This window comes from Mesorhizobium sp. M0848 (assembly GCF_040319805.1).
Classification (GTDB): domain Bacteria; phylum Pseudomonadota; class Alphaproteobacteria; order Rhizobiales; family Rhizobiaceae; genus Mesorhizobium.
The window spans coordinates 13,255-39,533 of record NZ_JAMYOM010000037.1 but is presented as its reverse complement, the minus strand read 5'-3'; the positions used below and the strand labels follow the sequence as shown (position 1 = coordinate 39,533).

Sequence of the window (26,279 nt, the reverse complement as noted above, 5' to 3'; positions counted from 1 at the left end):
GCTGGAGGAAGCACAAGGTGTCGGCGGGCAGAGCGCAGCGAGTGCCTACCTCGATCTTTCTAGAAGCGCGCCGGCAGCCTGGGCGGGGGGCTTGGGGTTAGACTGCCGGCGCACGCCACTCACGAAGAGCGGCCCCTTTTCGTGGTTCGAACACCCATAGTCAACCCGGAAACGTCAGGATGCCCGCCATGTTATTTTCAGAGCGGCGCGATGCCGGCCAGTTGGCCGATTCAGCCTAGGAGTAGCCACTCTCGTAGGCCGAGTTGATGCTCAAGCGCCAGCATCGCCTCGCCGAACTACCAAGAGTTCGCCGTTACAATCCTTCGTCGCGAGCCGATGCCCTCGTGCACGTTTCGTAGCACTCCGGGCGGCTATATCGCGTTGTTGTTCGCGAGCCCATGTGAAGGGTTCCTGCATCGGAAAGTTGACGAGATTCTCTTGGCGGTACTGCGCCAGAGGCATCCCAACGGAATCAGCGTCTACAATCAGCCGCAAGCTTCACATCACAAGAGCGGTAGTCCACCCATTGCGGATCATCCGACTGATCAGGCGGCGTCCGAAATGTGCGACTCTGCCTCAAGGATTCCCACAGGTATGGAAAGCGATCTCGCTATCCGATCCCGATATCCCTTGTTGTACCTCAGACCTCGCTCGATGTTTTGAATTTCCTCAGCGGCAAGCCCGCTCGCGACCGTCAGGTCCTCGATCGAATACCCAAGGTGCTCACGATAAGCGCGGACGATGTGGGTCCCCTGCGACATAGCCGTCAAGACTGGTTCGGGAATGCGCGAATCGTTCATAAACATCTCCAAGAACATGGGAGCTCCCTCGGGAGATACCCCCCGGCGGCGCAGACCAAGCAAATCAAAAAATGGACGTCCATTCAGCCGGACCGGCCTCGCCTGAATTAGGAGCTGGGTCGGAATATGGCGGCTCACCTCCTTCTAATCAAGAAAGCCAACGGCGAGAATTATTCGCGAAGGATCGCAGGTCGGATGCGCTACAGCCGATCAGGCCATCTCAGGAGGGGGCCCTGGAACTCTGAACACCAACTCGAACTCCCGGTACGGACACTGCTTCCTTCGGCCAATCTCCACCGGCGGGGGAGCGAAAGACCCACTCTTGAAAGCCCCCGGCTGCGTGCTGACGTCGGCTCTAGGAAGCTCGATCGCCCTGTGCCCCGATCGACCGGCCGAAAAAAGGGATTCCAAATTCCAGCAAACACTGGTCATCTGGTTTTCATCCGGATCCAGACAAAGGGTAGCTTTCCATCGAGAGCTTCGCCATCTGTACAGGTTCACAATCATTCGACCGTGACCGATTTTGCGAGATTGCGCGGCTGGTCTACATCTGTCCCCATGAAGAGCGCCGTGTGGTAGGCAAGAAGCTGTATCGGCAGCGAGAAGATCATTGGCGCGATAATCTCGTCGACTACCGGCAGCACGAGCGTGTGCATGGTGTCGAGTTTCGATGCGGCTGCCCCATTTTTATCGGTGATGAGTATAATCCGCCCTCCACGGGCAGCCACTTCCTGCATGTTGGAGACGGTCTTGTCGAAAAAGCGGTCATGGGGCGCGATGACGATCACCGGCATGTTCTCATCTATCAATGCGATTGGCCCGTGCTTCAATTCACCCGCTGCATAGCCTTCGGCATGGATGTAGGAAATCTCCTTGAGCTTCAGCGCTCCTTCCATCGCTAGCGGGAAACTGGTGCCACGGCCGAGATACAGGACGTCACGACACTTTGACAGTTCGCGCGACAAGAACTCGATCTCCGGCTGGATGCTGTTGAGTACCTGGCCCATGACGCGCGGCAATTCGGCGAGGCTCCTGACGAGTGCCCGCAGCTCGCCTTCGGGGACGGTCCCGCGGGCTCTGGCGGCGCTGATGGCGAGTGCGGCTAGAACGGCAAGCTGGCAGGTAAAAGCCTTGGTAGAGGCGACGCCGATCTCCGGTCCGGCAAGGATCGGGAAGACCGTATCGGCCTCCCGAGCGATGGTCGATTCGCAGGCATTGACGATAGCGCCAATTTTCAGCCCACGCTCCTTGCAGTACCTCAACGATGCAAGCGTATCGGCGGTTTCGCCGGATTGCGAAATGAAAAGAGCCGCGGACTGCGGCGGCAAAGGGATCTCGCGGTAACGGAATTCAGACGCAACGTCGATTTCAACCGTCAGGCGCGCATAGCGCTCGAACCAGTATTTTCCGATCAGTCCGGCGAGATAGGCGGTCCCGCAGGCAGAGATCGCCAAGCTCGGAACCTTGGCGAAATCGATGCCAGGAACCATGTCGCGACCCTCTATGATTTTGATGTAATGACGAAGAGCATGGGCGATGACCTCGGGCTGCTCGTATATTTCCTTCTCCATGAAGTGGCGATGGCTGCCCTTGTTGGCCAGATCGGCCGCGGCCGTGGAGATATGGCACGGACGCTCGACGGGATGGCCGTCGATATCGAAGATATGGGCGCCCGAATTGCCGACAATGGCCCAGTCGCCGTCCATGAGATAGGTAATTTCATTGGTGAAGGGCGCAAGAGCGATCGCGTCGGAGCCCAGGAACATCTCGCCGTCGCCGTGACCGATCGCCAGCGGTGGTCCGTTGCGCGCCGCCGTGATGGTCGACGGTTCATCTTCGAAGAGGATGGCAAGCGCATAGGCGCCCCTGACGCGTTTCAGCATGGCACGCGTGGCCTCTTGCGGCCTCATGCCCTCGCGGCGGTATCTTGCCAAGAGATGCCCAACGACCTCGGTGTCAGTGTCGGTCTGGAACTCGGCGCCATCCGCCGCCAATTCCTCCTTCAGCTCGGTGAAATTCTCGATGATGCCGTTATGGACGACGGCGACACCGTCGGTAAAGTGCGGGTGCGCATTGCGTTCCGTCGAGGCCCCGTGGGTTGCCCAACGCGTGTGGCCGATGCCGACTTTGCCGCTCAGCGGCTCTTCCTTCAGTCGCCTCTCGAGATTGACGAGCTTGCCCTCGGCGCGCCGGCGGTGCAAGGCACCGTCGATGATCGTCGCAACGCCGGCGGAATCATAGCCGCGATATTCCAAACCCTTCAACGCGCCGATCAACCGATCCGACACCGGCTGTTGCCCAACGATGCCAACAATCCCGCACATGTTCGTCTCCGCATTTTTGCGGGCAGCATCCGCCCACGCGAGACGGATACCCATCCGGCCGCTTTAAGTGGCGGCCTTGTAGTAGTATTCCATGATATTGGTACAATTGATTGTAGTGATCACTACCATCCGCCCCATGGATAGGTCGGCTGCTGTGGGGACCTAAAGTTCTATTCGCGCCTGACGCTCTTATGACAATCGCAGACTCACCCGCGGCAGGATCACGGCCTCAGAAACGGCCAGCAGGCCTTGGACAGTGGACGGACGACCGGCCTGCGAGCCCTAGTCAGGCAGTCCGGCATGTAGAAGCATTGTGCCGCCGACTTCGGCATCGGCGATGGTCTGTCTCGGCGACAGCCTGAGTTCGCTTCGCGGGCCGCGCGGCTCGCCCAGGACCGTCGTCGTCTGCGCGGCGCCGGTGTCAGTTGACGATGGCATAATGCCCGCCGGGGGCGAGCGCCTCGCGCACGGCACGTGCCAGCCGCGGTCGGTCCGGGACGCCATGGAAAGCGTTGGCCATGAAGACGAGGTCGACGGGGCGTGACACCAGAGTAGCGAGTTCATAGGCGTCGCCGGCGACGAATTCGCAATTGGTCACGCCGGCGCCGGTAGCGGCGCTGCGTGGCCTCCAGCTGGTCGGCGTCGATGTCTATGGCGACGACATGGCGGGCGACCGTGGCGATCGGCACAGCCGTCGCCGCAGCAGAGGTCGACCACCTCCATGCCCGGCTTCAGCCCGGTTGCCGCCAGCGCCATCTTCGCTGCGGTCCGGTTTGTCAGTGCTCTTTCCTGGCCTTGGCAAGAACACGAACTTCGGCTTCGGTCCGGAATGGCAATGTACCCCGATGGCGAAGGGCGACCCGATCTGCGTCAAGCTCATCGCCAGGGAAGAGACGAAGTGATGGGCACCCCCCTACCGCTGATTACCACCGGCGGCCGCCTCGCGTTCCAAGGTGGGCATGTCGTGCTCCTCGCAGGCTAGCCGAGGCAGAAATAACCGATCAGCGTCCACTCGGGCGGCGTGTCGAGAATCTCGGCCATCTCGGTCACATCGAGGATCGACACCCAGCCCATGCCGATGCCTTCCGCCCGCGCCGCTAGCCACAGTGTGTGCACCGCCATGACGGCCGAATAGTCGATGGTCGCCGGCATGGTTATGCGACCGAGCCCAAGGCCTTGTCCGGTCGTGCGGTCGGCGAAAACCGCGAACTGACAGGGCGCCTCGTTGAGACCGGCAAGCTTCAGCCGGGCATAGAGTGCAGCGCGCTCTCCCGAAAAGCACGTGAGCGCCTCGGCATTGCAGCGTTCGAAGCAGTCTCTCACCGGCGGTGCGCCGCTCGAGGCTGTCGACCACTACGAAGCGCAAGGGCTGGCTGAGGCCAACGCAGGGCGCAATGCTGGCGAGCTCGAGCAGCCGTTCCAGCTTGCCCTCCGGCAGAGCCGTCGGCTCGAAGCGCCGCACATCCCTGCGCCAGCGCAGCAGCGTGATCAGCCCGGCCCGAAAATCGTCGGCGAAATCGGGAGGTGACGGCATGGCGGTCTCGTTCGGGGCTAGGGATTGCAGTAGGGAGTACGGTGTGGATTGCCAGCTGCCTATTGCCCAAGCTGGCTTGTTGCGTCCGACAAGCGCGCCATGCGGCCCTAACCGCAAACGATAGAAAAATGTTTCCTGGTGGGCGGCGCTATTACGATGCAATCCAGCAAACCAGTTTCGATCAGCTCGCACGGCGGTGAATCATGTGCCAGGGCCTTTGCTAAATGCGCCATTGACACTCAGGCGCACCCGTATCGCTCACCAGGCCTCGGAATGCGGAGAACGTCGGCCTAGAACGCGGCGACGGCGACAGGCGTCTCAGCTTGCATATACTCGTTCCTGCCGCACCGCCTGTAACTCATTTTGCTTCCGACCACGTCGGCCTCGACGTCCCCGAAGGTTCCCCAGGTCATTCGGCAGATACCATCGTCTGACGTCATAGCGCCGGACCAGCACCAGCTGCCCAATTTCATGGGCATTGCTGAGCTTCCAGTCGCCCGCAGTTTCGCCTTCCACCAGTGTCAGGCATCACCCAATGGGGACTCATCCCTCTCACAGTCAATTCGCGGTTGACTTATTTGTCTCCGGCGAAGTGCGACAGCTGCTCGTATCCAGCAGCGTGAGCGATAGTTGATCAAATGCTGCCAATGAGTTTTGATACTGCAATCTTTAGACAGCCGCCTACCATGAATGTGCCATCGCGTTTCGGCGATCGAAGGAGCGAAGCCGGTGTCCAGTCGTCACTACATATTCCCGGAGAACAGCGAACCTCTGCGGCTATCGCGGCGGCTTGTAGAGGGAATGATCTTCGGAAAGGACGCTCTCCCGCAATACGCCGGCACACGCCAGCGGGTCGTCTCGGTGATAGTTGAGAACGAAGGCACCGCGCCGAATCGGATTCTAGATGCCCAAGGAGCCTATTGGGTTTTCGATGCTGCGGGCGATATCCGAAAAGGCCTCACACGGTCGACTAGCGACATTATGAGCGCCACCTTCAATGATTCCGACAACAAGGGAACGGTGGTGGCACTTCAGCCAAAGCTCTCCAAGAAGAGGGCTGAGGAGGAGCACCGCTGGGTAGTGGGCAAGGCCGAACTCGACAGGATTGCCGCAGACATCTGGCCGAAGGTGAAGTCGGACAAGATGAGATCCGCGCAGGGGGTTTCGGTGAAGCGACCGCCGCTTACCTATGATGCTCGGCACGCACTCGACGAGGCTACCGCAAATCTGTGGAAGATTTCGCACGCAGTAGCTCAACTTAAGGAGCCTAGCCTGAAGGGCTTTGCCCATGAGGCTCGTTCGAGAGGTGCCGACCGCCCGGAGCACGAACTTCTCTACCAAGCCATCGCCCAGTTGGCAGATCAGCGACTCGAAATTCTGCGACGTCGCAGGACCGGGAAAGGCGTCTGGTATGCCATAGTGGGCGTAATAAAATGGAACGGCGACCACGTAGGCCAGAGCGTAGCCAGGTTCCACGAGAAGTGCGAAGGAAAGCGTTCAGCGGTCGTCGCGGCGAGAAAGCTTCTCGCCGAACATGCCGGTGAATTCGCGGAAAATATGACTGTGGAGGCCGAAGTGCTGACTGACCTTGAATGGCAGGGCAGGCTCCCTGAAGTGGAAGATTGAGGGTCGCGCCATGGCGGGCTACTTGATTTCGGTGTCGCAGATGCGTGGCCAAAGACCGACACATGCTGCCAGGCATATGCATCTGCGGACTGGTTTGACTTTTGATATTGGGATAGGCAGGAAGGCCGCTTGCTGTACAGACGAGCTTATCGGCGAGGTCGAGAATCCTAGTACCGGTCAATGGTGGTGCATCCACAGCAGTCTGATTTCGACAGCCGTCGTCGAGCCGGAGTGCGCACCGCCCTGTGCGGTGAGGCCTCCGTAAGGTCTGGGTATCTGAATGCCGTGTTAGCGCGGGCGCGCCAAACCTTGGCTCGCGCCGGTCAAGGCAGTTAATCAAAAAAATGGGACATCCGGGGTTCGCAGGCATACAGTGTGCCATCGACGGCAACTCTAAGGGCGTCCGTCGGCTGTGAGCGATCAACATGCTTCCGCCCCAATAGGGAGAGGGAGCTATGACAGACTCCAGTTCACAAACTCACACTGCCGCGCAACGCGACACCCGCCAAAATTCCATCTATCGCAATTCGCTGCTGCTTCGAATGTGCTCGGCAGATTTGGCATTGCTGCAACCTCACTTGGAAAGCGTCTCCCTTGGACTGAAGACGCATCTCGAAGTGGCGGGGTCACCAATCAGAACCGTGTACTTCTTCGAGAGCGGTCTCGGGTCAGTGGTGGGCGAACTGCGGCCTGGTATTGAAGCTGAGATCGGAATCATTGGTTGTGAGGGCATGACCGGCTCAGCGCTTATCATGGGCGATGACCGATCAACGCACGATTGTTACGTGCAATTAGAAGCCCGCGCCTTTGTTATCGACGCGGGCCTCTTCACCAAGGCGCTTTTGACAAGCCCAACCCTGCGAACTTTTCTGCTCCGCTACGTTCACTACTTTCACCTCCAGGCAAGCTTCACCGCGCTCAGCAATGCCCGGATGAACATCGTCGATAGGCTCTCAAGATGGCTGGTGATGTGTGATGATCGCGTCGACGGAAACCGCTTGGCGATTACGCACGAGTTCTTATCAGTCATGCTCGGTGTCAGGCGGCCCGGCGTCACCATAGCGCTGCAAATGTTAGAGGGGCAAGGTCTGATACGATCGATGCGAGGAGAGGTCGTTATCCTTGATCGCACGCGTCTGATTGCGCTGGCTGACGGGTCGTATGGCAGGGCTGAAGCCGAATACGCTCGGCTAATCAGCCAACTGCCTTGGCCGCAGGCGCCTGATCGCCAATGAATGTGCTCGAACAGGGAGATGGCCGATCTCCTGCATTGAGGCCATGTCCGGGTAAGCCGCCTAAACAGAGCCTTCACCGCCGACGTTGTCGAGCATCAGATCCAAGACGAAGCTGTCATGCCGGCACCGCTGCATGCGCCGCCCCAGGGAAACCGCCCCTCGCATCCATTCAGGATTCCGAAGCACGATACGGCTGTGCACCACCTTCCGGCCACTGCAAAGGGGACCCGAGATGACTCGGTCCGTAAAGGCGGTTTTCGAAGAGCATCTGAGGCGATATCGAGGAGGATCTTGGGGCGCACTGCCGTCTAACCTCGATTAAGCAGGCATTCATGCGCTGGTTGGAGCAATGGCGAGACTCATTGCACCAGCCCAGTTCAAGGCATGTGCGGACAACCGCTTTGGGCGCCGAACAGATCGATTGGCGGCATAGCCTTATCTTGCCTCACAAGACTTGTGGTCCGGGAAGGCTGTTTCGGGACTTTTCGAAATCAGCGGATCACAGGCTCGCCATGGAAGCGGCGGCGTGATGGAGGAGAAACCCCGAAGCCAACTTCCATCATCAGCCGTGGCCTGTGCGCCGGCACGGTGCCCATATGGAACCCGAACGGATCCTCGACGAAACCGAAACCGGCCTCGCCGGTCAGCGTGACCGGGCTCTGCTTGCCGTACACGTCCAGAATCTCTTGCGCGGGATGGCCGACGACAAGCGTAAGTTGGTGCTTGAGGGCGCGGCGATCATGGCTGCCGCGGACATAGACATGCGGGCCGGTCCCCTCGTCGACGGGCACCAGATAGAAAAAGAACTTCAGCATCCGCCAGTCGTCCAGATCGAAGTGGTATTTGCCGAGCGAAGCCAGGTTCTTGTCGGCGTCCGACGCCTGGCCGGTCGGGAAGCTCCACCAGACGCGCGTTGTGATCAGCGTCGCCTGGCCGCCGAGATAGTGCGCGGCAATATCCATGAGCAGCGGATCGTTTTGGATGGCAACGGCCAAGTTACAGCCCAGAATGCGCTCGAAATAATGAATGACCGCTGAGCAACGGACGGCCAAACCGCGCCTCAGCCTCCGCATGCTCCGCCGGCATGAATTCGTGCCGAAACAAGGTGTGCACCTGGCGAACGCGGCTACATCTTCAGCCACCATTGTTGGCAGGACGAGGCCGGGAAAAAGCCCATCCATCCGCAGCGCGTCGACAACGTCCTGGCAATTGATACCGGCAAACATCGTGTCCTGGGCTCTTTGCGACCTTCGGACCGGCTTTGCACCACGCCAGTGCATTCTCCGTGCCGGCATGGTGCGCGCCAACATGAACATGGGCAGCCACGCCGGGTTCTCGCGAATATCCGACAGGTAGGTCGGAATGCGTACGGCTATGCGACGCAGCATGCTGCCGTTTCGCGCGATCGTCTCAAGGCTTGCCGCGCCGGCTTTGTCGGGGTTCATAACGGTCATCGGGATCCTCAAGGCATGAATGCACTCATCGACGAAGGTTGGGTCCCAGTGCTTCGCCGCGGAAGAACTGGGCGCTTGCCACGTTTTGTGCAACGCACAATTGCACTCAGAAATGGAGGTTGCGCGTTCGAATAAGACAATCGCAACCGCCCCAATTACCTCAGGAACTGTCTGTAGCCGCCGCCCATCAGGTAGCGGCCACGTTGGATGGCGCGACGTACCTGATCGCGAAGATGGCCACCTGGATGACGCCAATCTTCTTCGACGCGGCGTGTCCCGAACAAGGCAATGGCGACCTCCTGATGAGATGCTCCGGCAAGCGAGCCATCCAAAGCCTGGAGTACGATACGCAGACGCGCTCCGCGGTGTTCCGGCGGAAAGCAAGCAGCTGACAGGCGGGCGCAACCATTGACGTGGTTCAAGAACTGAAGGGCAGCGACATGGAACTTGAGGTGCTGCGGCTGAACGATCGCGTCGACATATAGCCGCAACGGGCGGAGGACGGACGCACCGGAAACGGCGATCTGCAGACTCCGGCAGTTCTCCCTCAGCAGCACGTGCTGCACGCCCGCAGCTGTCAGCAGGATGTCCTTGCAGCATGAGAGCGAAGAAAGGTGAAGCGGTTCAAAATCGTGGTCGAGCCCAAGCGGCTCCGCGGCCGCTCGTAGAATACAGGCGCAATCGCGCGGATCCCAAAAGACCCTCGCCGATGTAGCGTCCGAAAGTGGCGCGTCGGCGAAAAAGAAGGCTCCATTGTCTTAGGAGAGCTGATCCTGTCGTCAACTCGATTATCTGCATGTCGCCTTGGGGTCCGACAATGCAGGCGGACGGTGCCATTTTGGCGTGGTCGCGCTGGAATTGTGGATTGCGCCGAAGAAACTCCCAGGCCCAGCCAGTGCGTGGCAATCGTCTGGCATAGTGGTAAGCGTCGTGGCGACGCCAGTCCGGCCAGCATACAAGGCCGACCGTCGCTTCCTTGGACAGACCAGCATCCTTCATGGCTCAGGTGTCCACTATAGCGCTATGCCGACGGGCCTAGAACCGGTTGCCACAGTACCGGTCCAATCAGACGTCCCCTGCTGCGGATGCGCAAAAGGCTCGCGTGGGAAATCTCGAGAAACCCAGCCACCGCCTCCGTTTTGCCGACGCATTTGGGTTCTCCGATGCGCGACAATGGCCACGTAGCCAGGCGGAGGATCCGCTCCATGCGCGTATCCGTCACCGTTACTATCCGGGTCAGATCCTTGGCCAAGCCGAACTCGATCATGCCCGCGAAGAGCTCGTAGGTCGCCTGGGCCAGCCCGCCCGCAGCCTTGGGCGCCGACGGAGGAAGATCGAGCGCGAAACGACTGCTCTCCCATATGTCGGTGGTCGAGGGCACGACGTCAGCACCCAGCAGCACCGGGAAGGTGTCGCGCAACATTGTGGGTCCGGTGCTGGGCAGAAGACGCACGCAACCGCGAATTCGCCAGTCGGATCCTTTGAGGAGCAGATAGACGGGCTTCAGAGCATCAAACGAATCGGATTCCATCTGGTCTTCGGTATCAACTTCCCAATCGAGCCTTTCCTTGAACACCCGAAACCTGAGCCCGTGCATCTCTTTGAGTTCGCCTGCAAACTCGTTGTAAAAGTCTGGTGTTATCAGTTGCATCATGGTCGCCTCCATGTGGGATGTGTTCCCGCCATCGAAGGGCAAAGCTGACAGCGATGCAGCCTGTAGAGGTTTACAGGTATCGTGGCTGAAGAATCAGGATCTCGTCTGGCCGGAGGCAGCCATGCGTGCAACGGCCTGGTTGATCGTTCGAACGCCAAACTTTGCCTTGGCGTTTTCCAAGTGAAAAGTCACGGTGCGCTTTGAGACGCCGAGAAGCTGGCTGATATCCCAAGCCGACTTGCCGCGCGCCGCCCATTTCAGGCACTCGAACTCCCGCGGGGTGAGCGTTACACCATCCACCACGCGATCATCGGCGAGCCTGCGCCGGACGTGGATATGAAAGTTGATGGCCACCAGCTGCAATGCTTTTTCGTAACGTGCCAGTGACCGCAACAGAAGCGGACGGGACTCGTCGGAAGCAAAGGTCAGGGCAGCAAACCGGCCGAGATGATCATGCATGGACATCGTCAGGCCGCCGCAGATGCCAAACTCAGCCGCACTCTCCAGAATTTGTTGCTGCGAATTCGGCAGACAGTGTCGAGCGCGGTCCACACCCCAATCGAATGTATCCCAGCCTTGCAGCCCGCGCAGGATGACCGGATCAAACCTGTGGTACCGCTGTTGCAGATAACGTGATGTCCAGGATGAAGGATAGTTTGAAATCAATTGGGGGGCGTCGCCGGAGGCCGACGGGTAAGTGAAATAGGCGAATAGCGGGAAGTCGAAGCCGGCTGCAGCGGAGGCCATTGCCTCACAGAGATCGGCAGCATCAACACTTGCAGACAGTTGCTCGACGAAGTTCTCAAACACGCGATGCATTTGCCCTGTGCGTAACCTCCGTTCGCTCAATGCCAGGCAGAGACCTTGTTTTAAACGATCCCGGACGGATACAGCGCGTGCCGAGAACGTGGCTAATCTGTTGAACCAATCCGAAATAGTCTGACGTTGTCTATGAGACGTGTGCCGCCGAGCCAGGCCGCGGCAAGCAACCGTGCCGGTCGATCAAGGCTTGGCATCGGGTGCAGATCTGCCTCTTCGCGAAGTTCCAGGTATTCGACCTCGCGATAGCCTGCAGCCAGAATTGCTGCGCGAGATTCTGCAAGCGTTGGCAGGACGGGTGAGCCGCGCCCAAGCCGCTCAGCCGTCTTGAGCAGGACCGATGATAGCTTGGGAGCAACAGCGCGTTGCGCTGGCGAGAGCCGCACATTGCGCGATGATAGCGCAAGACCGTCGGCTTCACGGACTGTCGGACAGGCAACAATGGTGATTGGAATATCCAAATCCCGGGCCATGCGCCTGACCAGGTGAATTTGCTGAAAGTCCTTTTCGCCAAAGAAGCCGAAGTCAGCGCTGGTCTGCAGGAAGAGCTTGGTGACGACGGTCGCCACGCCATCGAAATGTCCCGGCCGGAAGGCACCGCACAGGCCCTCGCTGACACCGGACACCGAAACGGTGGTGGCGAAGCCCGCCGGATACATCTCCTCTGCATCTGGCGCATAAAGCAGGTGCGCGCCAAGCGGTGCCAGTTTGGCGGCATCCTCGTCCTCGGTGCGCGGATACGCGGCAAGATCGGCCTGGCTGTTGAATTGCTTCGGGTTTACGAAGAGCGTCACGATCACACGGTCTGCCTTCTCGAGTGCAGCGCGCACCAGGCTGAGATGGCCCTCATGCAGGACGCCCATCGTTGGCACCACGGCAATCCTCACGCCCTCGCGGCGCCATGCGGCGACGATTTCGCGAAGCTGGTCAGCGCTCCTGACGATCGGCACGCTCACGCTGCTTCTCCGCTTTTGGTGGCTTGCGTGTCGGCGGGCGTGGGCGCATCGGCAAACACGTGCTCGGCGGCCGGAAACTGGCGCTCCTTCACCTCGTGCGCATAGGAAGCGATCGCAGCCGCAGCCGCCTCCCCCAGTTCAGCATAGCGCTTGACGAATTTGGGTCGGAAGTCGCCGAAGAGGCCCAGCATGTCGTCGACGACGAGAATCTGGCCGTCACAGGCTGCCGAGGCACCGATGCCAATGGTCGGGGCCGCCACCTCCCCCGTGATCCGGCGGGCGAGCGCCTCAGGAACCTTCTCCAGGACGATCGCAAAGGCGCCCGCTTCGCTCACGGCAAGTGCGTCGCGCCTGATGCGCTCGGCATCCCCGCCCCTGCCCTGCACGCGGTAGCCACCGATGGTGTTGATGGCCTGCGGCGTCAAGCCGACATGAGCCATGACCGGCACGCCGCGTGCGGCGAGGAAGCCGATCGTCTCTGCCATCGTTTCGCCGCCTTCGAGCTTGACGGCCGTGCAGCCGGTCTCCGCCATGACGCGCGCAGCATTTCGGAGCCTGCTCTGGGCTTTCTTCGAAGGAACCGAACGGCAGGTCGACGACCATCAGCGCCTGCTTGATGCCACGGCGAACCGCCTGGCCATGCGTGATCATCATCTCCAGCGTGACACCGAGCGTCGAGGGCAGACCGTGGAGAACCATGCCGACGCTGTCGCCGACGAGCACCACATCACAATGGGGATCGACAAGCCGCGCGACTGGGGTGGTATAGGCGGTAAGGCAGACGAGCGGCGTCCCACCTTTGCGCGAACGAATATCCGGCGGTGTGATCGCCTTGGTATCACCAAACGCGCTCAATGGATCCTCCTTCCCCTACGTTACCAACCGCGGGTGTCGCCTTTCGCACATTTTTGTGCAGGTGCGAAGAGCAAAAAAATGGCCGTGCAGCTGTGGGGTGTTGACGTGCCGACAGGCGCGCTTACACTAAATCGATTAAGTGCCCCCCCGAGCTGGCAAACCAATTCGCGAACATGGACGATCAGGCAATACGACTCAGGAAAGACAGAGCCGCCGTGAATGCCGACGACGTCAAAGTGGACCTGATCGCCTTTGTGGTCGCCGTAAACGACAGTGAACCCTGTGTCCTCACCATCGGCCAGGCGGACACCTTGCCCTCCGGTCCCTTTGCGCTTGAGCACCGATCGCTGCAATCCGGCTTGAGGGGGTGGGTCGAGCAGCAGACCGGCCATCGGCTGGGGTACATTGAGCAACTCTACACGTTCGCTGATCGGGATCGCATCGGCGCCGAGCGCCAGCAGCGCGTCATCTCCATCAGCTATCTTGCATTGACCCGCAAGGAACAGGCAGCGGGCCCGCCCAAGTGCGGATGGCAGAGTTGGTATGAATATTTTCCATGGGAGGACCATCGCTCCGGCACGCCTCCGGTCGTGCTGGATGTTCTGCGACCACGCCTGATTGAATGGGCAAACGGCGTCCGCGATGCGGCCACGCGACGTGAACGCTGGCAGCGGGCGACGATAGCCTTTGGCTTCGACGACCGCCTTTGGAACGAGGAACTCACGCTGCAACGCTATGAGTTAGTTTACGAAGCAGGCTTGGTCCAAGAGGCCGTAAGAGGGCGGGACGGGGCGCCCCCTCCGCTGGTGCCCAGCAAGTCCATGGTCGCCGATCATCGCCGCATCGTGGCGACCGGCATTGCGCGGCTGCGCTCCAAGATCAAATACCGGCCGGTCGTCTTTGAGCTGATGCCGACGGTCTTCACGCTTTTGCAGCTGCAGCGAACCGTGGAGGCGCTCGCCGGCAGGCTCATCCACAAGCCGAACTTTCGCCGACTGATCGAACAGCAGGAACTGGTCGAGGAGACCGGAGAGGCCACTACTGAGACCGGCGGCCGGCCAGCGAAGCTTTTCCGTTTCCGCCACGCCGTTCTCGACGATAGGCTCATCGCCGGGACAAAATTGCCGCTGGCGCGGGGTTGACATCCCTTATACTCACAGCAAGTATATGCTGGTTATTTTCAATTAGAGTATAAGCGGGAGAGGGTTGATGAGCGCCATGCTGCCTGCGGCCGCGTTGCTCTACGAGCGCGTCCGGCGAGTGATCCCGCCGATCGAATGGCCGGCTTTCGTCGACGATATCGAGGCGATCCTTGCACTGAAGCGCGAGCGCAACGCCATCATCCTGGCGCACAACTATCAGACGCCCGAGATTTTCCATTGCGTGGCCGACATCGTCGGCGACAGCTTGGCATTAGCCCGCACGGCTGCGACGATCGAGGCGCAAGTCATCGTGCTGGCCGGCGTCCATTTCATGGCCGAAACGGCCAAGCTCCTTAATCCGGACAAGACCGTGCTCATTCCGGATCTCAGCGCCGGTTGCTCGTTGGCGGAATCAATCACGGCAGAAGACGTGCGCTTGATGCGCCAGCGTTATCCCGGCGTTCCGATCATTACTTATGTAAACACGTCGGCCGAAGTGAAAGCCGAGTCGGATATCTGCTGTACATCCGGCAACGCCAAGGCGGTCGTCGAATCCCTTGGGGTTCTCCGGGTGATCATGCTGCCGGACGAATATCTGGCCCAGAATATCGCCGCCCAGACCGATGTACAGATCATCGCCTGGAAAGGGCATTGCGAGGTGCATGAGCGCTTTACACCGGCCGACATCCGCGAGTTGCGCGAAAGCCATCCCGGCGTGGTCGTGCTCGCCCATCCCGAATGCCCGCCCGACGTCGTGGCTGAAGCAGATTTTTCCGGCTCGACGGCTGCCATGTCCGACTATGTCGAAGGGCAAAGGCCGCCACGTGTCGTGCTGATGACGGAATGCTCGATGAGCGACAACGTCGCGTTAGCGCACCCAGAGGTCGAGTTCATCCGGCCCTGCAATTTGTGCCCGCACATGAAGCGGATCACGCTTGCCAACATCCGCACGGCGCTCGAGCAGAACCAACATGTCGTAACCATCGAACCCGGGATCGCCGGGCGCGCGCGGCTTGCGGTCGAACGGATGCTGGCAGTTTGAGCGCCGACCTCCGCAGCTTCTTCGGGCGTCCCATCATCATCGGCGGCGGCATCGCCGGACTGATGACCGCGCTTCAACTGTCGCCGGAGCCGGTGCTTCTTCTGTCAAGGTCGCTGCTGGGAGCTGACAATTCGAGCACCTGGGCACAGGGGGGTCTGGCTGCAAGTTTCGGCGAAGACGACGAGCCGGCAATGCACCTGGCCGATACGCTTGCTGCCGGGGATGGTCTCTGCGACAGAGACGTGGCGAGCCGCATCCTCCAAGCCGCGCCCAAGGCGATAGAGGGGCTTGCGGCCTTTGGGGTTCCCTTTGACCGCACGCCGAAAGGATCACTGTGCCTCGGATTGGAGGCCGCACACAGCCGACGTCGCATCGTTCATGCGCATGGGGACGGCACCGGGCGTGAGATCATGCGTGCCCTGATCGCGGCTGTACGTTCCACTCCGTCGATAGTTGTCGTGGAGGGCGTGGAAGCGCGCCGGCTGGCCGTGCGAGAGAATGCGATCCGGGGCGTCTGGGCGAGCTGTTCGATCGGACCTTTCTTCTTCGGCTCACGGCGGGTCGTCCTCGCCACCGGTGGCATCGGGGGACTGTTTCTCGACACCACGAACCCTTGGGGAAGTTGCGGACAAGGCCTTGCACTTGCGGCCCGCGCTGGAGCTGTCCTAGCCGACCTCGAATTCATCCAGTTCCACCCGACCGCGCTTGACGGCCCGGAACGCCCTATGGCGCTGGTCAGCGAGGCTGTCCGAGGCGAAGGTGCTGCCCTGATCGATGAAACCGGCCAGGCTTTTCTCCAGAGCGTGCCAGGGGCGGAACTTGCGCCTCGCGATGTCTTGGCCCGGGCCGTGTGGAACCATCTTGCGGACGGCCACCGTGTTTTTCTCGACGCCCGACAACGGCCTGGCCCGGCATTCGCTCGACATTTCCCGACAATCGCATCAGCCTGTCGTGGAGCGGGCATCAATCCCGCCCGCGATCTCATCCCCATTCGGCCGGCCCAACACTACCACATGGGTGGCGTTGCAGTGGACAGCTCCGGCAGAACCTCCGTCAAGGGGCTGTGGGCCTGCGGCGAAGTCGCTTCGACAGGACTGCATGGCGCCAACAGGCTCGCCAGCAATTCCTTGACAGAAGCCATCGTGTGCGCCCGCTGGGTCGCTGAAAGTGTCGCCGGGACGCCTGCGCGCAGAACAAGGCCTGCGTTTGCCAACGTTTACCCACCGCCCGCTCCGATACGCGTGCGTGTTTTCCTGTCGCGCGCACTCGGCATCGTCCGGGATGGTGAAGGTTTGAAAGCAGCCGCGCGTGCCTTATTGCCGCTCGCCGAAAGCAAGGATGCGGTCTCGGATCCGGCGGCTGTCGGGCTAATGATCGCGGTTGCCGCCTTGTTGCGCGAAGAAAGCCGCGGCGCTCATTACCGGACAGATTTTCCTCATCATGCGACTGCCGCCCGACGGTCCGAAATCACCCTCGAAGCCGCCTTGGCTACAGCGCGGGGACTCGGACACTCGCCAAGTCTCGAAGGGCCGAAGTGATGACACTTTCACCGCTACCCACGGTCGTGCTTGAGCCGCTTGTACGGGCAGCTCTTCTTGAAGATCTTGGCAGAGCCGGCGACTTGACCACGCAGGCCATCGTCCCGAAGGAATACCAAGCGGGAACCGTGTTGGTGGCGCGACAGTCCGGAGTTGTCGCCGGCCTCGATCTGGCGATGCTCGCTTTCGGCTTGATTGATCCTGCTGTCGAAATCTCGGTGGAGCGCGCAGACGGCTGCAATGTCGTGGATGGAGAGATCATTGCATCAGTGGTTGGCCCGGCCCGGGCCATTCTCACAGCCGAAAGGACGGCACTCAATTTTTTGTGCCATCTGAGCGGCATCGCCACGGCAACGGCATCGATCGTCGCTGCGGTTCGTGGGTATGGCGCGAAGATCGTCTGCACCCGCAAGACGACGCCCGGATTGCGGGCAGTCGAAAAGTATGCCGTGCGCGCAGCTGGCGGGTCCAATCACCGCTTCGGTCTGGACGATGCAATTTTGATCAAGGACAACCACATCGCCATCGCAGGCGGCGTCCGCCCAGCGCTCGAGCGAGCACGAAGAGCGGCCGGTCATCTCGTCAAGATCGAAGTCGAGGTCGATACTCTGGCCCAGTTGGAGGAGGTACTTGGCTTCGCTCCCGATGCGGTTCTGCTCGACAACATGTCCCTCCCCGATCTTCGCCGCGCCGTCGCAATGGTCGGTGGCCGCGCTATCACCGAGGCTTCTGGCGGGATCACGTCCCATACAGCGCGGGCGGTTGCCGCGACCGGCGTTGATCTGATTTCGGTCGGCCGACTCATCCACAGCGCGCCGATCCTGGATATCGGCCTCGACCATCGGGGCTCATGATTGTCTGAGTCAGGATTGGGTCAACTGTCCTCTCCGATCGTCAACAGTCAGATAGCAAAGACCCCGCAAGACAGACCGGAGGAACAGCATGGACATGCAAACGGCAAGTTCAACGCAGACATCGCCACAGGCTCAATCCCCTGACCCCGGAGCGTGGACCCTGGAGAAGGCTCAGGCACTTTACCATGCCCCCTTCAACAATCTCCTCTTCCTGGCGCAAACGGTGCACCGCCAGAATTTCGATCCAAACAAGGTCCAGCTCAGCCGGCTGCTCAGCATCAAGACGGGAGGATGCCCGGAGGATTGTGGCTATTGCAGCCAGTCGGCGCGTCACGAAACCGGCCTGAAGGCGTCGAAGCTGATGGAGGTCCGGCGCGTCATCGCCGAGGCGACCAAGGCGCGTGATGCCGGCGCCACGCGTTATTGCATGGGCGCGGCCTGGCGAAACCCCAAGGCGCGCGACATGGATGCGGTGGTGGCGATGGTCGAAGGCGTCAAGGCGCTGGGCATGGAGACCTGCATGACGCTCGGCATGCTCGATCTTGAGCAAGCCGCTCGACTGAAGCAGGCGGGCCTCGACTACTACAACCACAACATCGATACGTCGGAACGCTACTACAGCGAGATCATCAGCACGCGCGGCTATGCCGAGCGGCTCGACACGCTTGAGCAGGTTCGTCGATCCGGCATCAAGGTCTGCTGCGGCGGTATTGTCGGCATGGGCGAAGATCCGGTGGACCGGATCGACATGCTGGTTACGCTGGCGAACCTACCCGAGCCGCCGGAAAGCGTCCCGATCAACATGCTGATCCCGATCGCCGGCACCCCGCTTGCCGAAGCCAAGCCCATCGAGCCGATCGAATTCGTGCGCGTGATCGCCCTGGCGCGCATCATGATGCCGAAATCGCATGTGCGTCTTTCCGCCGGCCGCACCGCCATGACCGACGAGATGCAGGCGCTGTCCTTTTTTGCCGGTGCCAACTCGATTTTCGTCGGCGACACGCTGCTGACGGCGGACAATCCCGGTGAGGACAAGGATAGCCTTCTGTTCCGCCGTCTCGGCATTGAGCCGATGGAACTCGAGGCGCAATGAACGGGGCACCGCTTGCCCGCTATGACGCGACCTTGCAGGGACTGGCCCGCAAGGACCGGCTGCGGACGCTTGCGCCGCGCGCAGGTCTCGATTTCTCGTCGAACGACTATCTCGGGCTGGCCTCGTCCAGGAGACTTGGCGATGCTGTTGTGGCGGCGATTGCGCGGGGCACGCCGGTTGGCGCCATCGGGTCGCGGCTGTTGCGCGGCAATGCACCGGAACACGAGCAGCTCGAGGCAGACGCGGCGGCATTCTTTGGAGCCGACCGCGCGCTGTTCTTCGGCAGCGGCTACATCGCCAACTTCGCTCTGCTGAGCGCCCTGCCGCGGAAGGGCGATCTTTTGGTTCTCGATGAGCTCGCCCATGCCAGCATGCATGAGGGTGCGCAGGCCGGGCGCGCACAGTTCGTGCTGGCCGCGCACAACGATGCCACCGCTGTTGAGGATGCGATCACACGTTGGCGCGCCGCAGGCGGCATGGGATGCGTCTGGATCGCGGTGGAGAGCCTTTACAGCATGGATGGCGACTGCGCGCCTTTGGAGAGCCTGGTCGCGCTTGCCGATCGGCACGGCGCATTCATCGTCATTGACGAGGCGCATTCGACCGGCGTCTGGGGACCGGACGGCCGGGGGCTTGCCGCCGCTTTCGAGGGCCGCGACAACATCGTCGCGCTCCACACCTGCGGCAAGGCGCTCGGCGCATCTGGTGGGCTCGTGACCGGGCCGAGGGCACTGTGCGAGTATCTGATCAACCGTTGCCGGCCATTCATCTACGCCACCGCGCCATCGCCGCTGATGGCAGTGGCAGTGCGCGAAGCACTCGCAATGCTCGCCGACGAGCCTATGCGGCGTGTTCAGCTGCATGAACGCGTTGCCCTCGCCGGCCGCCAGCTGGCCGAGCGCTGCGGCGTGATACCCAGCGGCTCGCAGATCCAGCCCCTCGTAATCGGCGATATCAGGCGCACCATGGCAGTGGCGGCGCGCCTGCAGGCCCGCGGCTTCGACATACGCGGTATTCGTCCTCCGACCGTGCGCACGTCGCGGCTGCGCATCTCACTGACGCTCAATATCGGCGAAGCCGACATTTCCGCCATGGTCGAGGCGCTGGTCGAGGTGTTGGCCCAAACATCACCGGAGGCGGTATGACCCAACGCATCGTCATCACCGGAACCGACACGGGAGTTGGCAAGACCGTGTTTGCGGCTGGGCTCGCCGGTTTGCTCGACGGCTTTTACTGGAAACCGGTGCAATCGGGCCTCGACGGCGAGACCGACAGCGAAGTGGTCGCGCGGCTTGCCGGCTTGCCCTCAGAGCGCGTGCTGCCGGAAGCCTACCGCTTGCGGAGTCCGCTGTCGCCGCATCGTTCGGCCGAGATCGACGGCGTGGCGATCAAGGCTGCCGATCTTGCTTTTCCCGTCCTACCGACGCCGCTCGTCATCGAAGGCTCCGGCGGCCTGATGGTGCCGCTTAACCGGCGCACAAGGCTCATCGACATCTTCGCTGAATGGCGGCTGCCCGTTATTCTGTGCGCCCGCACCACGCTCGGCACCATCAACCACACCTTGCTCTCGATCGAGGCGCTCCGCGCCCGATCCATCCCGTTGGCCGGCATCGCTTTCATCGGCGATGAGATGGCCGATACGCAACGGACCATCGTGGAATTCAGCGGTGCGCCGCAGCTCGGCAGGCTGCCGCACCTCGATCTGCTGACCGGCAAGACACTGAGGGACGCAATGATTGCCGGCTTCGCCTTCGCCTCGATTACTGGAGGTGACTGATGTCGCAGTCTCATGTGTGGCATCCCTTCACCCAGCACGCGCTCGAGCCTGCGATCCCAGAAATCGTCCGGACTGAAGGCGCCTATCTCCGCAGGGCCGACGGCGCCCGCATCCTGGACGCCATCTCCTCCTGGTGGGTCGTCACACATGGCCACCGCCATCCCCGCATCATGAAGGCAATCGAGACAACCGCGTCGAGCCTCGACCAGATTATCTTTGCGGGCTTCACGCACGAGCCGGCAGAGCGCTTGGCCAAGGCGCTTGTCGGCCTCGCTCCCGCTGGACTCGACTGGGTGTTCTATTCCGACAGTGGCTCGACCTCGGTCGAAGTAGCGCTGAAGATGGCGCTCGGTTATTTCCGCAATATCGGCGCCCCACGCTCGCGCATCGTCGTCATGGATCACAGCTATCATGGCGACACGATCGGCACGATGAGCGTCGGTGCGCGTGGCGTGTTCAACGCCGCCTACGAACCCTTGCTGTTCGAGGTCGCCACCATCCCCTTTCCGGCAGCGGGGCGCGAGCAAGAGACGCTGGATCGTTTAGAGGCTGTGACCCGCGATCGACGAGCCGCAGCCTTAATCGTCGAGCCGCTGGTGCTGGGCGCCGGCGGCATGCTGATGTATCCGGCTTCAGTTCTGGCCGAATTGAAGAAGATCACTGAGGCCTCCGGCACGCTGCTGATCGCCGACGAAGTGATGACCGGCTGGGGGCGGACCGGAACCATGTTCGCCTGCGAGCAGGCATCGATCTCTCCAGATATCCTGTGCACCTCGAAAGGCCTGACCGGCGGCGCCATCCCGCTGGCCGTAACGCTTGCCACCGATGCCATCTTCCAGGCTCATTATTCCGAGGACCGGAAGAAGACATTTTTCCATTCGAGCTCCTACACTGCCAACCCGATTGCCTGCGCGGCAGCACTTGCCAATGTCGAGATCTGGCGGGACGAGCCGGTGGCCGAGCGCATTGCGGCCTTGAGCGCAATGCAGGCCACCGGGCTTCGACGCTTTCGCGACAACAGCTTCTTCACCGACTGCCGGGCGACCGGCACGATCGCGGCGCTCGACCTGCGAACCGGTTCCGCAGGTTATCTCGCCGAGATCGGACCGAAACTGCGCGCTTTCTTCCTCGAGCGAGGGCTACTTGTGCGCCCGCTCGGCAATGTCCTCTACCTTCTGCCACCCTATTGCATCACCGGCGACGAGCTCGAGCGACTCTATGACGCCATTGAGGAGGCGGGCGAACGCTTCGGGTCCAGGCCATGAGCAAGTCGTCGCGCATTCTCGGGTTTGGCCATCATGCGCCTGGGCGAAAGGTGGCGAATGCCGAAATCGAGAGCAATCTCGGTCTTGATCCAGGCTGGATCGAAAGGCGTACCGGGATACGGTCGCGCTTCTGGGCAACCGACGAAGACACGCTGTCTGGTCTTGCTGCGCAGGCCGGCGACATGGCGCTGGCGAACGCCGGTATTGCGCGCCACGACATCGGTCTGCTGTTGCTTGCCACCTCGACGCCCGACCATCTTCTGCCGCCGAGCGCGCCGCTGGTCGCACACAAGCTTGGCCTTGGCAGCGCAGGCGCGGTGGATCTGACAGGCGCCTGCGCCGGCTTCATCTATGCGCTGATGTTTGCGGACGGATTTACCCGCCTGCACGGCAAAGCGAGCCTTGTTATCGCCGCCAATATCCTCAGCCGCCGCATCAATCCAGCCGAGCGCGCAAGCTCGGTCCTGTTTGCCGATGCCGCCGGCGCCCTGGTGATCGGTCAGTGCGATGATGCTGATCGGGGCATTCTCGGTGCCTCGGTGGCTTCGGACGGCTCGCGATACGGGCTGATCCAGATTCCCGCAGGAGGAAGCAACAAGCCGTTCCACGGTGACCTCGATCTCGCGCAAACCCGAATGAGGATGACGGACGGCCGCGAAGTGTTCGCAAAGGCCGTCGAGATGATGACCAATTGCTCGATAAGCGCGCTAGCCGCTGCCGGAGTGCGGCCACACGATCTCGGCCGGTTCGTGCCCCATCAGGCCAATACTCGGATTTTCGACGCGGTCGGGAGGAACCTCGGCATCGCGGACCAAGCAATTGTCAAGACGATTGCCGAATACGGCAACTCTTCGGCCGCGACGATCCCGCTGTCGCTCTCGCTCGCCAACCAGACGGAGCCATTCCAGCCTGGAGAGAAAATCCTTCTGTCGGCGGCGGGTGCGGGTCTCAGCGGCGGCGCTCTCGTGGTTGGAATCTAGCCGGCCGGCTCACGCGCGCAGGACTGGTCATGAATGGGAATAGGGCAACAGAACCAATGCCAAAATGGCCTTCTGAAGCTCGACATGACCGAGCTGACGCAGCACGACCCCGTGCGAGCCTCTGGATGAGATCAAATGCATCACCTGTTGCATCATTCGTGCCATCTGAATAAAGCTCAAATACAAAGGGTGAGCCGCCCCATATATGTCTGATACCCGACATTGTTCACATAAAAGGCTCGATGCTTACACGCTCTTTGCTCTCTTCTCTTTGCTGTCTGCTCTTTTCTCTTTGCTCTTTGCTCTTTCGTCTTGACTAGCAGGAGCATGCGGCTTATCTCATTGCCGCGTTAGCACTCGCTTCCGCTGAGTGCTAAGCACGCTCCGGCAACGGAGAACCGTTCAACATCCGCACCAAGGACATCCAAAAATGGCAAAGTCGAATTTCCGGCCGCTGCATGACCGCGTGGTCGTTCGCCGGGTCGAATCCGAATCCAAGACCGCCGGCGGGATCATCATCCCGGATACGGCGAAGGAAAAGCCGCAGGAAGGCGAGATCATCGCCGTCGGCTCCGGCGCTCGTGACGAAGCAGGCAAGCTGGTCCCGCTGGACGTCAAGGCCGGCGACCGCATCCTGTTCGGCAAGTGGTCGGGTACCGAAGTCAAGCTCAATGGCGAAGACCTTCTGATCATGAAGGAATCCGACATTATGGGCATCATCGGCTGATATCAGGCCTTTCCTTCGCACCATCAAATCTGAATTTCGGGCGAGATGCCCAGGAGTAAAAAAATGGCTGCCAAAGACGTAAAATTCTCCCGCGATGCCCGTGAGCGCATGCTTCACGGCATCAACATCCTCGCCGACGCGGTGAAGGTCACCCTCGGCCCCAAGGGCCGCAACGTCGTCATCGACAAGTCGTTCGGCGCACCGCGCATCACCAAGGACGGGGTCACCGTCGCCAAGGAAATCGAACTTTCCGACAAGTTCGAAAACATGGGCGCGCAGATGATCCGCGAAGTTGCTTCGAAGACCAACGACATCGCCGGTGACGGCACCACAACCGCGACCGTTCTGGCGCAGTCGATCGTCCAGGAAGGCAACAAGGCCGTTGCCGCCGGCATGAACCCGATGGACCTGAAGCGCGGCATCGATCTGGCCGTGACCGAAGTCGTCGCGGCGCTCGGCAAGGCTGCCAAGAAGATCAAGACCTCCGAGGAAGTTGCCCAGGTCGGCACGATCGCCGGCAATGGCGACGAGTCGGTCGGCAAGATGATCGCCGAAGCGATGCAGAAGGTCGGCAACGAAGGCGTCATCACGGTTGAGGAAGCCAAGACCGCCGAGACTGAACTCGAGGTCGTCGAAGGCATGCAGTTCGACCGCGGCTATCTCTCGCCCTACTTCGTCACCAACGCCGACAAGATGGTTGCCGAGCTCGAGGACGTCTACATCCTCCTGCACGAGAAGAAGCTGTCCAACCTGCAGGCGATGCTGCCGGTTCTCGAAGCCGTCGTGCAGACCTCGAAGCCGCTGCTCATCATCTCGGAAGACGTCGAAGGCGAGGCCCTGGCCACGCTGGTCGTCAACAAGCTGCGTGGCGGCCTGAAGATCGCCGCCGTCAAGGCGCCGGGCTTCGGTGATCGCCGCAAGGCCATGCTGGAAGACATCGCCATCCTCACCGGTGGCCAGGTCATCTCGGAAGACCTCGGCATCAAGCTCGAGAACGTCGGCCTCAACATGCTCGGCCGCGCCAAGAAGGTGTCGATCTCCAAGGAGAACACCACCATCGTCGACGGCGCCGGCAAGAAGGCCGAGATCCAGGGCCGCGTTGCCCAGATCAAGCAGCAGATCGAAGAGACCACTTCGGACTACGACAAGGAGAAGCTGCAGGAACGTCTGGCGAAGCTCGCCGGCGGCGTTGCGGTGATCCGCGTCGGCGGTGCCACGGAAGTCGAAGTCAAGGAAAAGAAGGACCGCGTCGATGACGCCCTCAACGCGACCCGCGCGGCCGTCGAAGAAGGCATCGTTGCAGGCGGCGGCGTCGCTCTCCTGCGCGCTTCGGCCGACATCAAGGTCACCGGCGTCAATGCCGACCAGGCCGCCGGCATCAACATCGTTCGTCGTGCGCTGCAGGCTCCGGCCCGCCAGATCGCGGCCAACGCCGGTGCGGAAGCATCGATCGTTGCCGGCAAGATCCTTGAGAACAAGGGCGCGACCTTCGGCTACAACGCCCAGACCGGCGAATATGGCGACATGATCGCCATGGGTATCGTCGATCCGGTCAAGGTTGTCCGTACGGCTCTCCAGGACGCGGCCTCGGTCGCCGGCCTGCTGGTCACCACCGAAGCCATGATCGCGGAGGCTCCGAAGAAGGAGTCGGCTGGCGGCGGCGGCATGCCTGGCGGCATGGGCGGCGGCGGTATGGGCGGCATGGGCGGCATGGGCGGCATGGATTTCTAATCCAGCCCCTATCAACCTACAGCGGAAAGGGCGGCAGCAATGCCGCCCTTTCCTTGTGTGCCGAACATGATCGACAACTTGGAGTGCGTCCCGAGGATCTCGTCAGAATTAGGATCTTGTCCGATCGAGCAATTCGCGGGCTCAACCTGGTCAAACCGGCGCCCCCTACGAACTGCCCGATCCTTGAGGATTCCGCTGCGCGACAATCACGATGATTCATTCAGTTGGTAGCTATAGGCGGTGAATCATGAGGGGCATTGAGGAGCGTGGCAAGGCGCCCATCTCGGCATTTAACCCCATCGAGCGTGATATCCGAGACAATTCTCTCATCGGACCGGCGGCTGGCGTTGAAGGACCCGGTGAATCATCCTGTTCTATAGTGGAGCAGACGCGCTCTGAGCCTCAAGATCAAGCGTTTCCTCCTCTGAGTATCCTTGATCTGCCGCTGGACATTCTCGTTGATTGCTGAGCGGCTCAGCCCGATGGATCTGCTGAGGTGTCGCACACAAATCAAGAGCTGCGTGTCGCCGCGATGATAGTCGCAACGCCTCAAGAAAGGCGGATCCAGGTTCAGGCTCGTCGTCGTGGCCGAGAGGCCTCGTGACCCCGACGACTGCGCTTCGGCCTTGTGGGGCCTCGGAGCGGGCGTGGCAGCGCTTGCACCTGAGCTCCAGCGGCGTCTCATCCTGCTTGAGCCCAGGTCTCAGACCATTGCCCTGGAGGGCCTCGGAGCAGGCGTGGGTGGCCTTTGGCCAACCTCCAGCGGCTTGTCTGCGGATTTCACTAAATTGGGACAGCCGTTTTAGTAAATCGCGAACAAGCGTTTCGCTAAGTCGCGGGCAACGGAAGCGATCGAGTTCCGGTTGCCTTTGC

Annotated in this window: 22 protein-coding genes and 3 pseudogenes; 13 read left to right on the top strand and 12 right to left on the bottom strand. The window is 61.2% G+C overall.

The genetic code is table 11. The annotated features are described in order from the left end of the window. Positions 1-545: 545 nt before the first annotated feature. The 5 genes and pseudogenes from NKH95_RS30395 to bluB form a co-directional block, all read right to left on the bottom strand. Positions 546-800 (bottom strand): helix-turn-helix domain-containing protein, encoded by a 255-nt coding sequence (locus tag NKH95_RS30395; RefSeq protein WP_023735822.1) that lies wholly within the window; start codon positions 798-800, stop codon positions 546-548. A gap of 503 nt (positions 801-1,303) precedes the next feature. After that, complete coding sequence (gene glmS, locus NKH95_RS30390) at positions 1,304-3,124, bottom strand: glutamine--fructose-6-phosphate transaminase (isomerizing) (protein ID WP_352441143.1); 1,821 nt, start codon at positions 3,122-3,124, stop codon at positions 1,304-1,306. A gap of 282 nt (positions 3,125-3,406) precedes the next feature. Then, positions 3,407-3,562, bottom strand: coding sequence for a hypothetical protein (locus NKH95_RS30385; RefSeq protein WP_023809321.1), 156 nt, complete (start codon positions 3,560-3,562; stop codon positions 3,407-3,409). Continuing rightward, positions 3,546-3,722: a class I SAM-dependent methyltransferase gene (locus NKH95_RS30380; RefSeq protein ID WP_023762808.1), complete on the bottom strand. Its 177-nt coding sequence runs from the start codon at positions 3,720-3,722 to the stop codon at positions 3,546-3,548. The genes NKH95_RS30385 and NKH95_RS30380 overlap by 17 nt, the downstream gene beginning before the upstream one ends. Before the next feature lie 315 nt (positions 3,723-4,037). After that, positions 4,038-4,658, bottom strand: a pseudogene (bluB, locus tag NKH95_RS33500) (5,6-dimethylbenzimidazole synthase). Positions 4,659-5,387: 729 nt separating this feature from the next. Here bluB and NKH95_RS30365 point away from each other — a divergent pair. Next, a complete protein-coding gene (locus NKH95_RS30365; protein WP_352441144.1) occupies positions 5,388-6,284 on the top strand; it encodes a hypothetical protein in 897 nt (298 codons plus the stop codon). Between the two features lie 455 nt (positions 6,285-6,739). Then, complete coding sequence (locus NKH95_RS30360) at positions 6,740-7,519, top strand: Crp/Fnr family transcriptional regulator (RefSeq protein WP_023766597.1); 780 nt, start codon at positions 6,740-6,742, stop codon at positions 7,517-7,519. Positions 7,520-8,010: 491 nt separating this feature from the next. Here the strand turns inward: NKH95_RS30360 and NKH95_RS30355 are convergent. The 7 genes and pseudogenes from NKH95_RS30355 to panB all read right to left on the bottom strand — a co-directional run bounded on the left by NKH95_RS30355 (position 8,011) and on the right by panB (position 13,257). Next, positions 8,011-8,973, bottom strand: a pseudogene (locus tag NKH95_RS30355) (hypothetical protein). 155 nt (positions 8,974-9,128) lie between these two features. Further along, the gene (locus tag NKH95_RS30350) at positions 9,129-9,530 is read right to left on the bottom strand and encodes a DUF2285 domain-containing protein (RefSeq protein ID WP_245264243.1); all 402 of its coding nucleotides are present in this window, start codon (positions 9,528-9,530) and stop codon (positions 9,129-9,131) included. Positions 9,531-9,597: 67 nt separating this feature from the next. Continuing rightward, positions 9,598-9,972 carry a transcriptional regulator domain-containing protein gene (locus tag NKH95_RS30345; protein WP_350314065.1) on the bottom strand — a complete coding sequence of 125 codons (375 nt, stop codon included), beginning with the start codon at positions 9,970-9,972 and terminating at the stop codon, positions 9,598-9,600. A gap of 22 nt (positions 9,973-9,994) precedes the next feature. Beyond that, positions 9,995-10,627: an acyl-homoserine-lactone synthase gene (locus NKH95_RS30340; protein ID WP_023766595.1), complete on the bottom strand. Its 633-nt coding sequence runs from the start codon at positions 10,625-10,627 to the stop codon at positions 9,995-9,997. Between the two features lie 93 nt (positions 10,628-10,720). Continuing rightward, entirely contained in the window at positions 10,721-11,446 is a 726-nt protein-coding gene (locus NKH95_RS30335) for a LuxR family transcriptional regulator (protein ID WP_023766594.1), read from the bottom strand. A gap of 92 nt (positions 11,447-11,538) precedes the next feature. Then, complete coding sequence (gene panC / locus NKH95_RS30330; RefSeq protein WP_023814409.1) at positions 11,539-12,402, bottom strand: pantoate--beta-alanine ligase; 864 nt, start codon at positions 12,400-12,402, stop codon at positions 11,539-11,541. Continuing rightward, a pseudogene (gene panB, locus NKH95_RS30325) lies at positions 12,399-13,257 on the bottom strand (3-methyl-2-oxobutanoate hydroxymethyltransferase). Before panB ends, panC begins: the two are co-directional and overlap by 4 nt. 173 nt (positions 13,258-13,430) lie before the next feature. Between panB and NKH95_RS30320 the strand changes: the two are divergent. The 11 genes from NKH95_RS30320 (at position 13,431) to groL (ending at position 25,406) form a co-directional block, all read left to right on the top strand. After that, positions 13,431-14,399 carry an NUDIX hydrolase gene (locus tag NKH95_RS30320; protein ID WP_023735838.1) on the top strand — a complete coding sequence of 323 codons (969 nt, stop codon included), beginning with the start codon at positions 13,431-13,433 and terminating at the stop codon, positions 14,397-14,399. A gap of 67 nt (positions 14,400-14,466) precedes the next feature. Then, complete coding sequence (gene nadA / locus NKH95_RS30315) at positions 14,467-15,441, top strand: quinolinate synthase NadA (protein WP_023766591.1); 975 nt, start codon at positions 14,467-14,469, stop codon at positions 15,439-15,441. Further along, the gene (locus NKH95_RS30310; RefSeq protein ID WP_023766590.1) at positions 15,438-16,979 is read left to right on the top strand and encodes an L-aspartate oxidase; all 1,542 of its coding nucleotides are present in this window, start codon (positions 15,438-15,440) and stop codon (positions 16,977-16,979) included. Before nadA ends, NKH95_RS30310 begins: the two co-directional genes overlap by 4 nt. Further along, on the top strand, positions 16,979-17,833 hold the full coding sequence (gene nadC / locus NKH95_RS30305; protein ID WP_352894188.1) for a carboxylating nicotinate-nucleotide diphosphorylase: 855 nt from the start codon (positions 16,979-16,981) through the stop codon (positions 17,831-17,833). The genes NKH95_RS30310 and nadC overlap by 1 nt, the downstream gene beginning before the upstream one ends. A 94-nt stretch (positions 17,834-17,927) precedes the next feature. Beyond that, entirely contained in the window at positions 17,928-18,926 is a 999-nt protein-coding gene (gene bioB, locus NKH95_RS30300) for a biotin synthase BioB (RefSeq protein ID WP_050592767.1), read from the top strand. After that, positions 18,923-20,071, top strand: a complete 1,149-nt coding sequence (locus NKH95_RS30295) for an 8-amino-7-oxononanoate synthase (protein WP_352894187.1) — start codon at positions 18,923-18,925, stop codon at positions 20,069-20,071. The genes bioB and NKH95_RS30295 overlap by 4 nt, the downstream gene beginning before the upstream one ends. Beyond that, positions 20,068-20,703 carry a dethiobiotin synthase gene (gene bioD, locus NKH95_RS30290; protein ID WP_023735844.1) on the top strand — a complete coding sequence of 212 codons (636 nt, stop codon included), beginning with the start codon at positions 20,068-20,070 and terminating at the stop codon, positions 20,701-20,703. The genes NKH95_RS30295 and bioD overlap by 4 nt, the downstream gene beginning before the upstream one ends. Continuing rightward, a complete protein-coding gene (locus NKH95_RS30285) occupies positions 20,703-21,968 on the top strand; it encodes an adenosylmethionine--8-amino-7-oxononanoate transaminase (RefSeq protein WP_023766586.1) in 1,266 nt (421 codons plus the stop codon). The genes bioD and NKH95_RS30285 overlap by 1 nt, the downstream gene beginning before the upstream one ends. Next, the gene (bioZ, locus tag NKH95_RS30280) at positions 21,965-22,948 is read left to right on the top strand and encodes a 3-oxopimeloyl-[acyl-carrier-protein] synthase BioZ (protein WP_023766585.1); all 984 of its coding nucleotides are present in this window, start codon (positions 21,965-21,967) and stop codon (positions 22,946-22,948) included. The genes NKH95_RS30285 and bioZ overlap by 4 nt, the downstream gene beginning before the upstream one ends. A 430-nt stretch (positions 22,949-23,378) precedes the next feature. Further along, positions 23,379-23,675, top strand: a complete 297-nt coding sequence (gene groES, locus NKH95_RS30275) for a co-chaperone GroES (protein WP_019863563.1) — start codon at positions 23,379-23,381, stop codon at positions 23,673-23,675. Between the two features lie 63 nt (positions 23,676-23,738). Next, positions 23,739-25,406, top strand: coding sequence for a chaperonin GroEL (groL, locus tag NKH95_RS30270; protein WP_023766583.1), 1,668 nt, complete (start codon positions 23,739-23,741; stop codon positions 25,404-25,406). Positions 25,407-26,279 lie beyond the last annotated feature (873 nt).

What these genes read in the sequence shown, in the direction of transcription:
- NKH95_RS30395 (WP_023735822.1), bottom strand. Translation starts at nt 800, where the DNA reads ATGAACGATTCGCGCATTCCCGAACCAGTCTTGACGGCTATGTCGCAG.
- glmS (WP_352441143.1), bottom strand. Translation starts at nt 3,124, where the DNA reads ATGTGCGGGATTGTTGGCATCGTTGGGCAACAGCCGGTGTCGGATCGG.
- NKH95_RS30385 (WP_023809321.1), bottom strand. Translation starts at nt 3,562, where the DNA reads ATGCCATCGTCAACTGACACCGGCGCCGCGCAGACGACGACGGTCCTG.
- NKH95_RS30360 (WP_023766597.1), top strand. Translation starts at nt 6,740, where the DNA reads ATGACAGACTCCAGTTCACAAACTCACACTGCCGCGCAACGCGACACC.
- NKH95_RS30345 (WP_350314065.1), bottom strand. Translation starts at nt 9,972, where the DNA reads ATGAAGGATGCTGGTCTGTCCAAGGAAGCGACGGTCGGCCTTGTATGC.
- NKH95_RS30340 (WP_023766595.1), bottom strand. Translation starts at nt 10,627, where the DNA reads ATGATGCAACTGATAACACCAGACTTTTACAACGAGTTTGCAGGCGAA.
- NKH95_RS30335 (WP_023766594.1), bottom strand. Translation starts at nt 11,446, where the DNA reads ATGCATCGCGTGTTTGAGAACTTCGTCGAGCAACTGTCTGCAAGTGTT.
- NKH95_RS30320 (WP_023735838.1), top strand. Translation starts at nt 13,431, where the DNA reads ATGGACGATCAGGCAATACGACTCAGGAAAGACAGAGCCGCCGTGAAT.
- nadA (WP_023766591.1), top strand. Translation starts at nt 14,467, where the DNA reads ATGAGCGCCATGCTGCCTGCGGCCGCGTTGCTCTACGAGCGCGTCCGG.
- nadC (WP_352894188.1), top strand. Translation starts at nt 16,979, where the DNA reads ATGACACTTTCACCGCTACCCACGGTCGTGCTTGAGCCGCTTGTACGG.
- bioB (WP_050592767.1), top strand. Translation starts at nt 17,928, where the DNA reads ATGCAAACGGCAAGTTCAACGCAGACATCGCCACAGGCTCAATCCCCT.
- NKH95_RS30295 (WP_352894187.1), top strand. Translation starts at nt 18,923, where the DNA reads ATGAACGGGGCACCGCTTGCCCGCTATGACGCGACCTTGCAGGGACTG.
- bioD (WP_023735844.1), top strand. Translation starts at nt 20,068, where the DNA reads ATGACCCAACGCATCGTCATCACCGGAACCGACACGGGAGTTGGCAAG.
- NKH95_RS30285 (WP_023766586.1), top strand. Translation starts at nt 20,703, where the DNA reads ATGTCGCAGTCTCATGTGTGGCATCCCTTCACCCAGCACGCGCTCGAG.
- bioZ (WP_023766585.1), top strand. Translation starts at nt 21,965, where the DNA reads ATGAGCAAGTCGTCGCGCATTCTCGGGTTTGGCCATCATGCGCCTGGG.
- groES (WP_019863563.1), top strand. Translation starts at nt 23,379, where the DNA reads ATGGCAAAGTCGAATTTCCGGCCGCTGCATGACCGCGTGGTCGTTCGC.
- groL (WP_023766583.1), top strand. Translation starts at nt 23,739, where the DNA reads ATGGCTGCCAAAGACGTAAAATTCTCCCGCGATGCCCGTGAGCGCATG.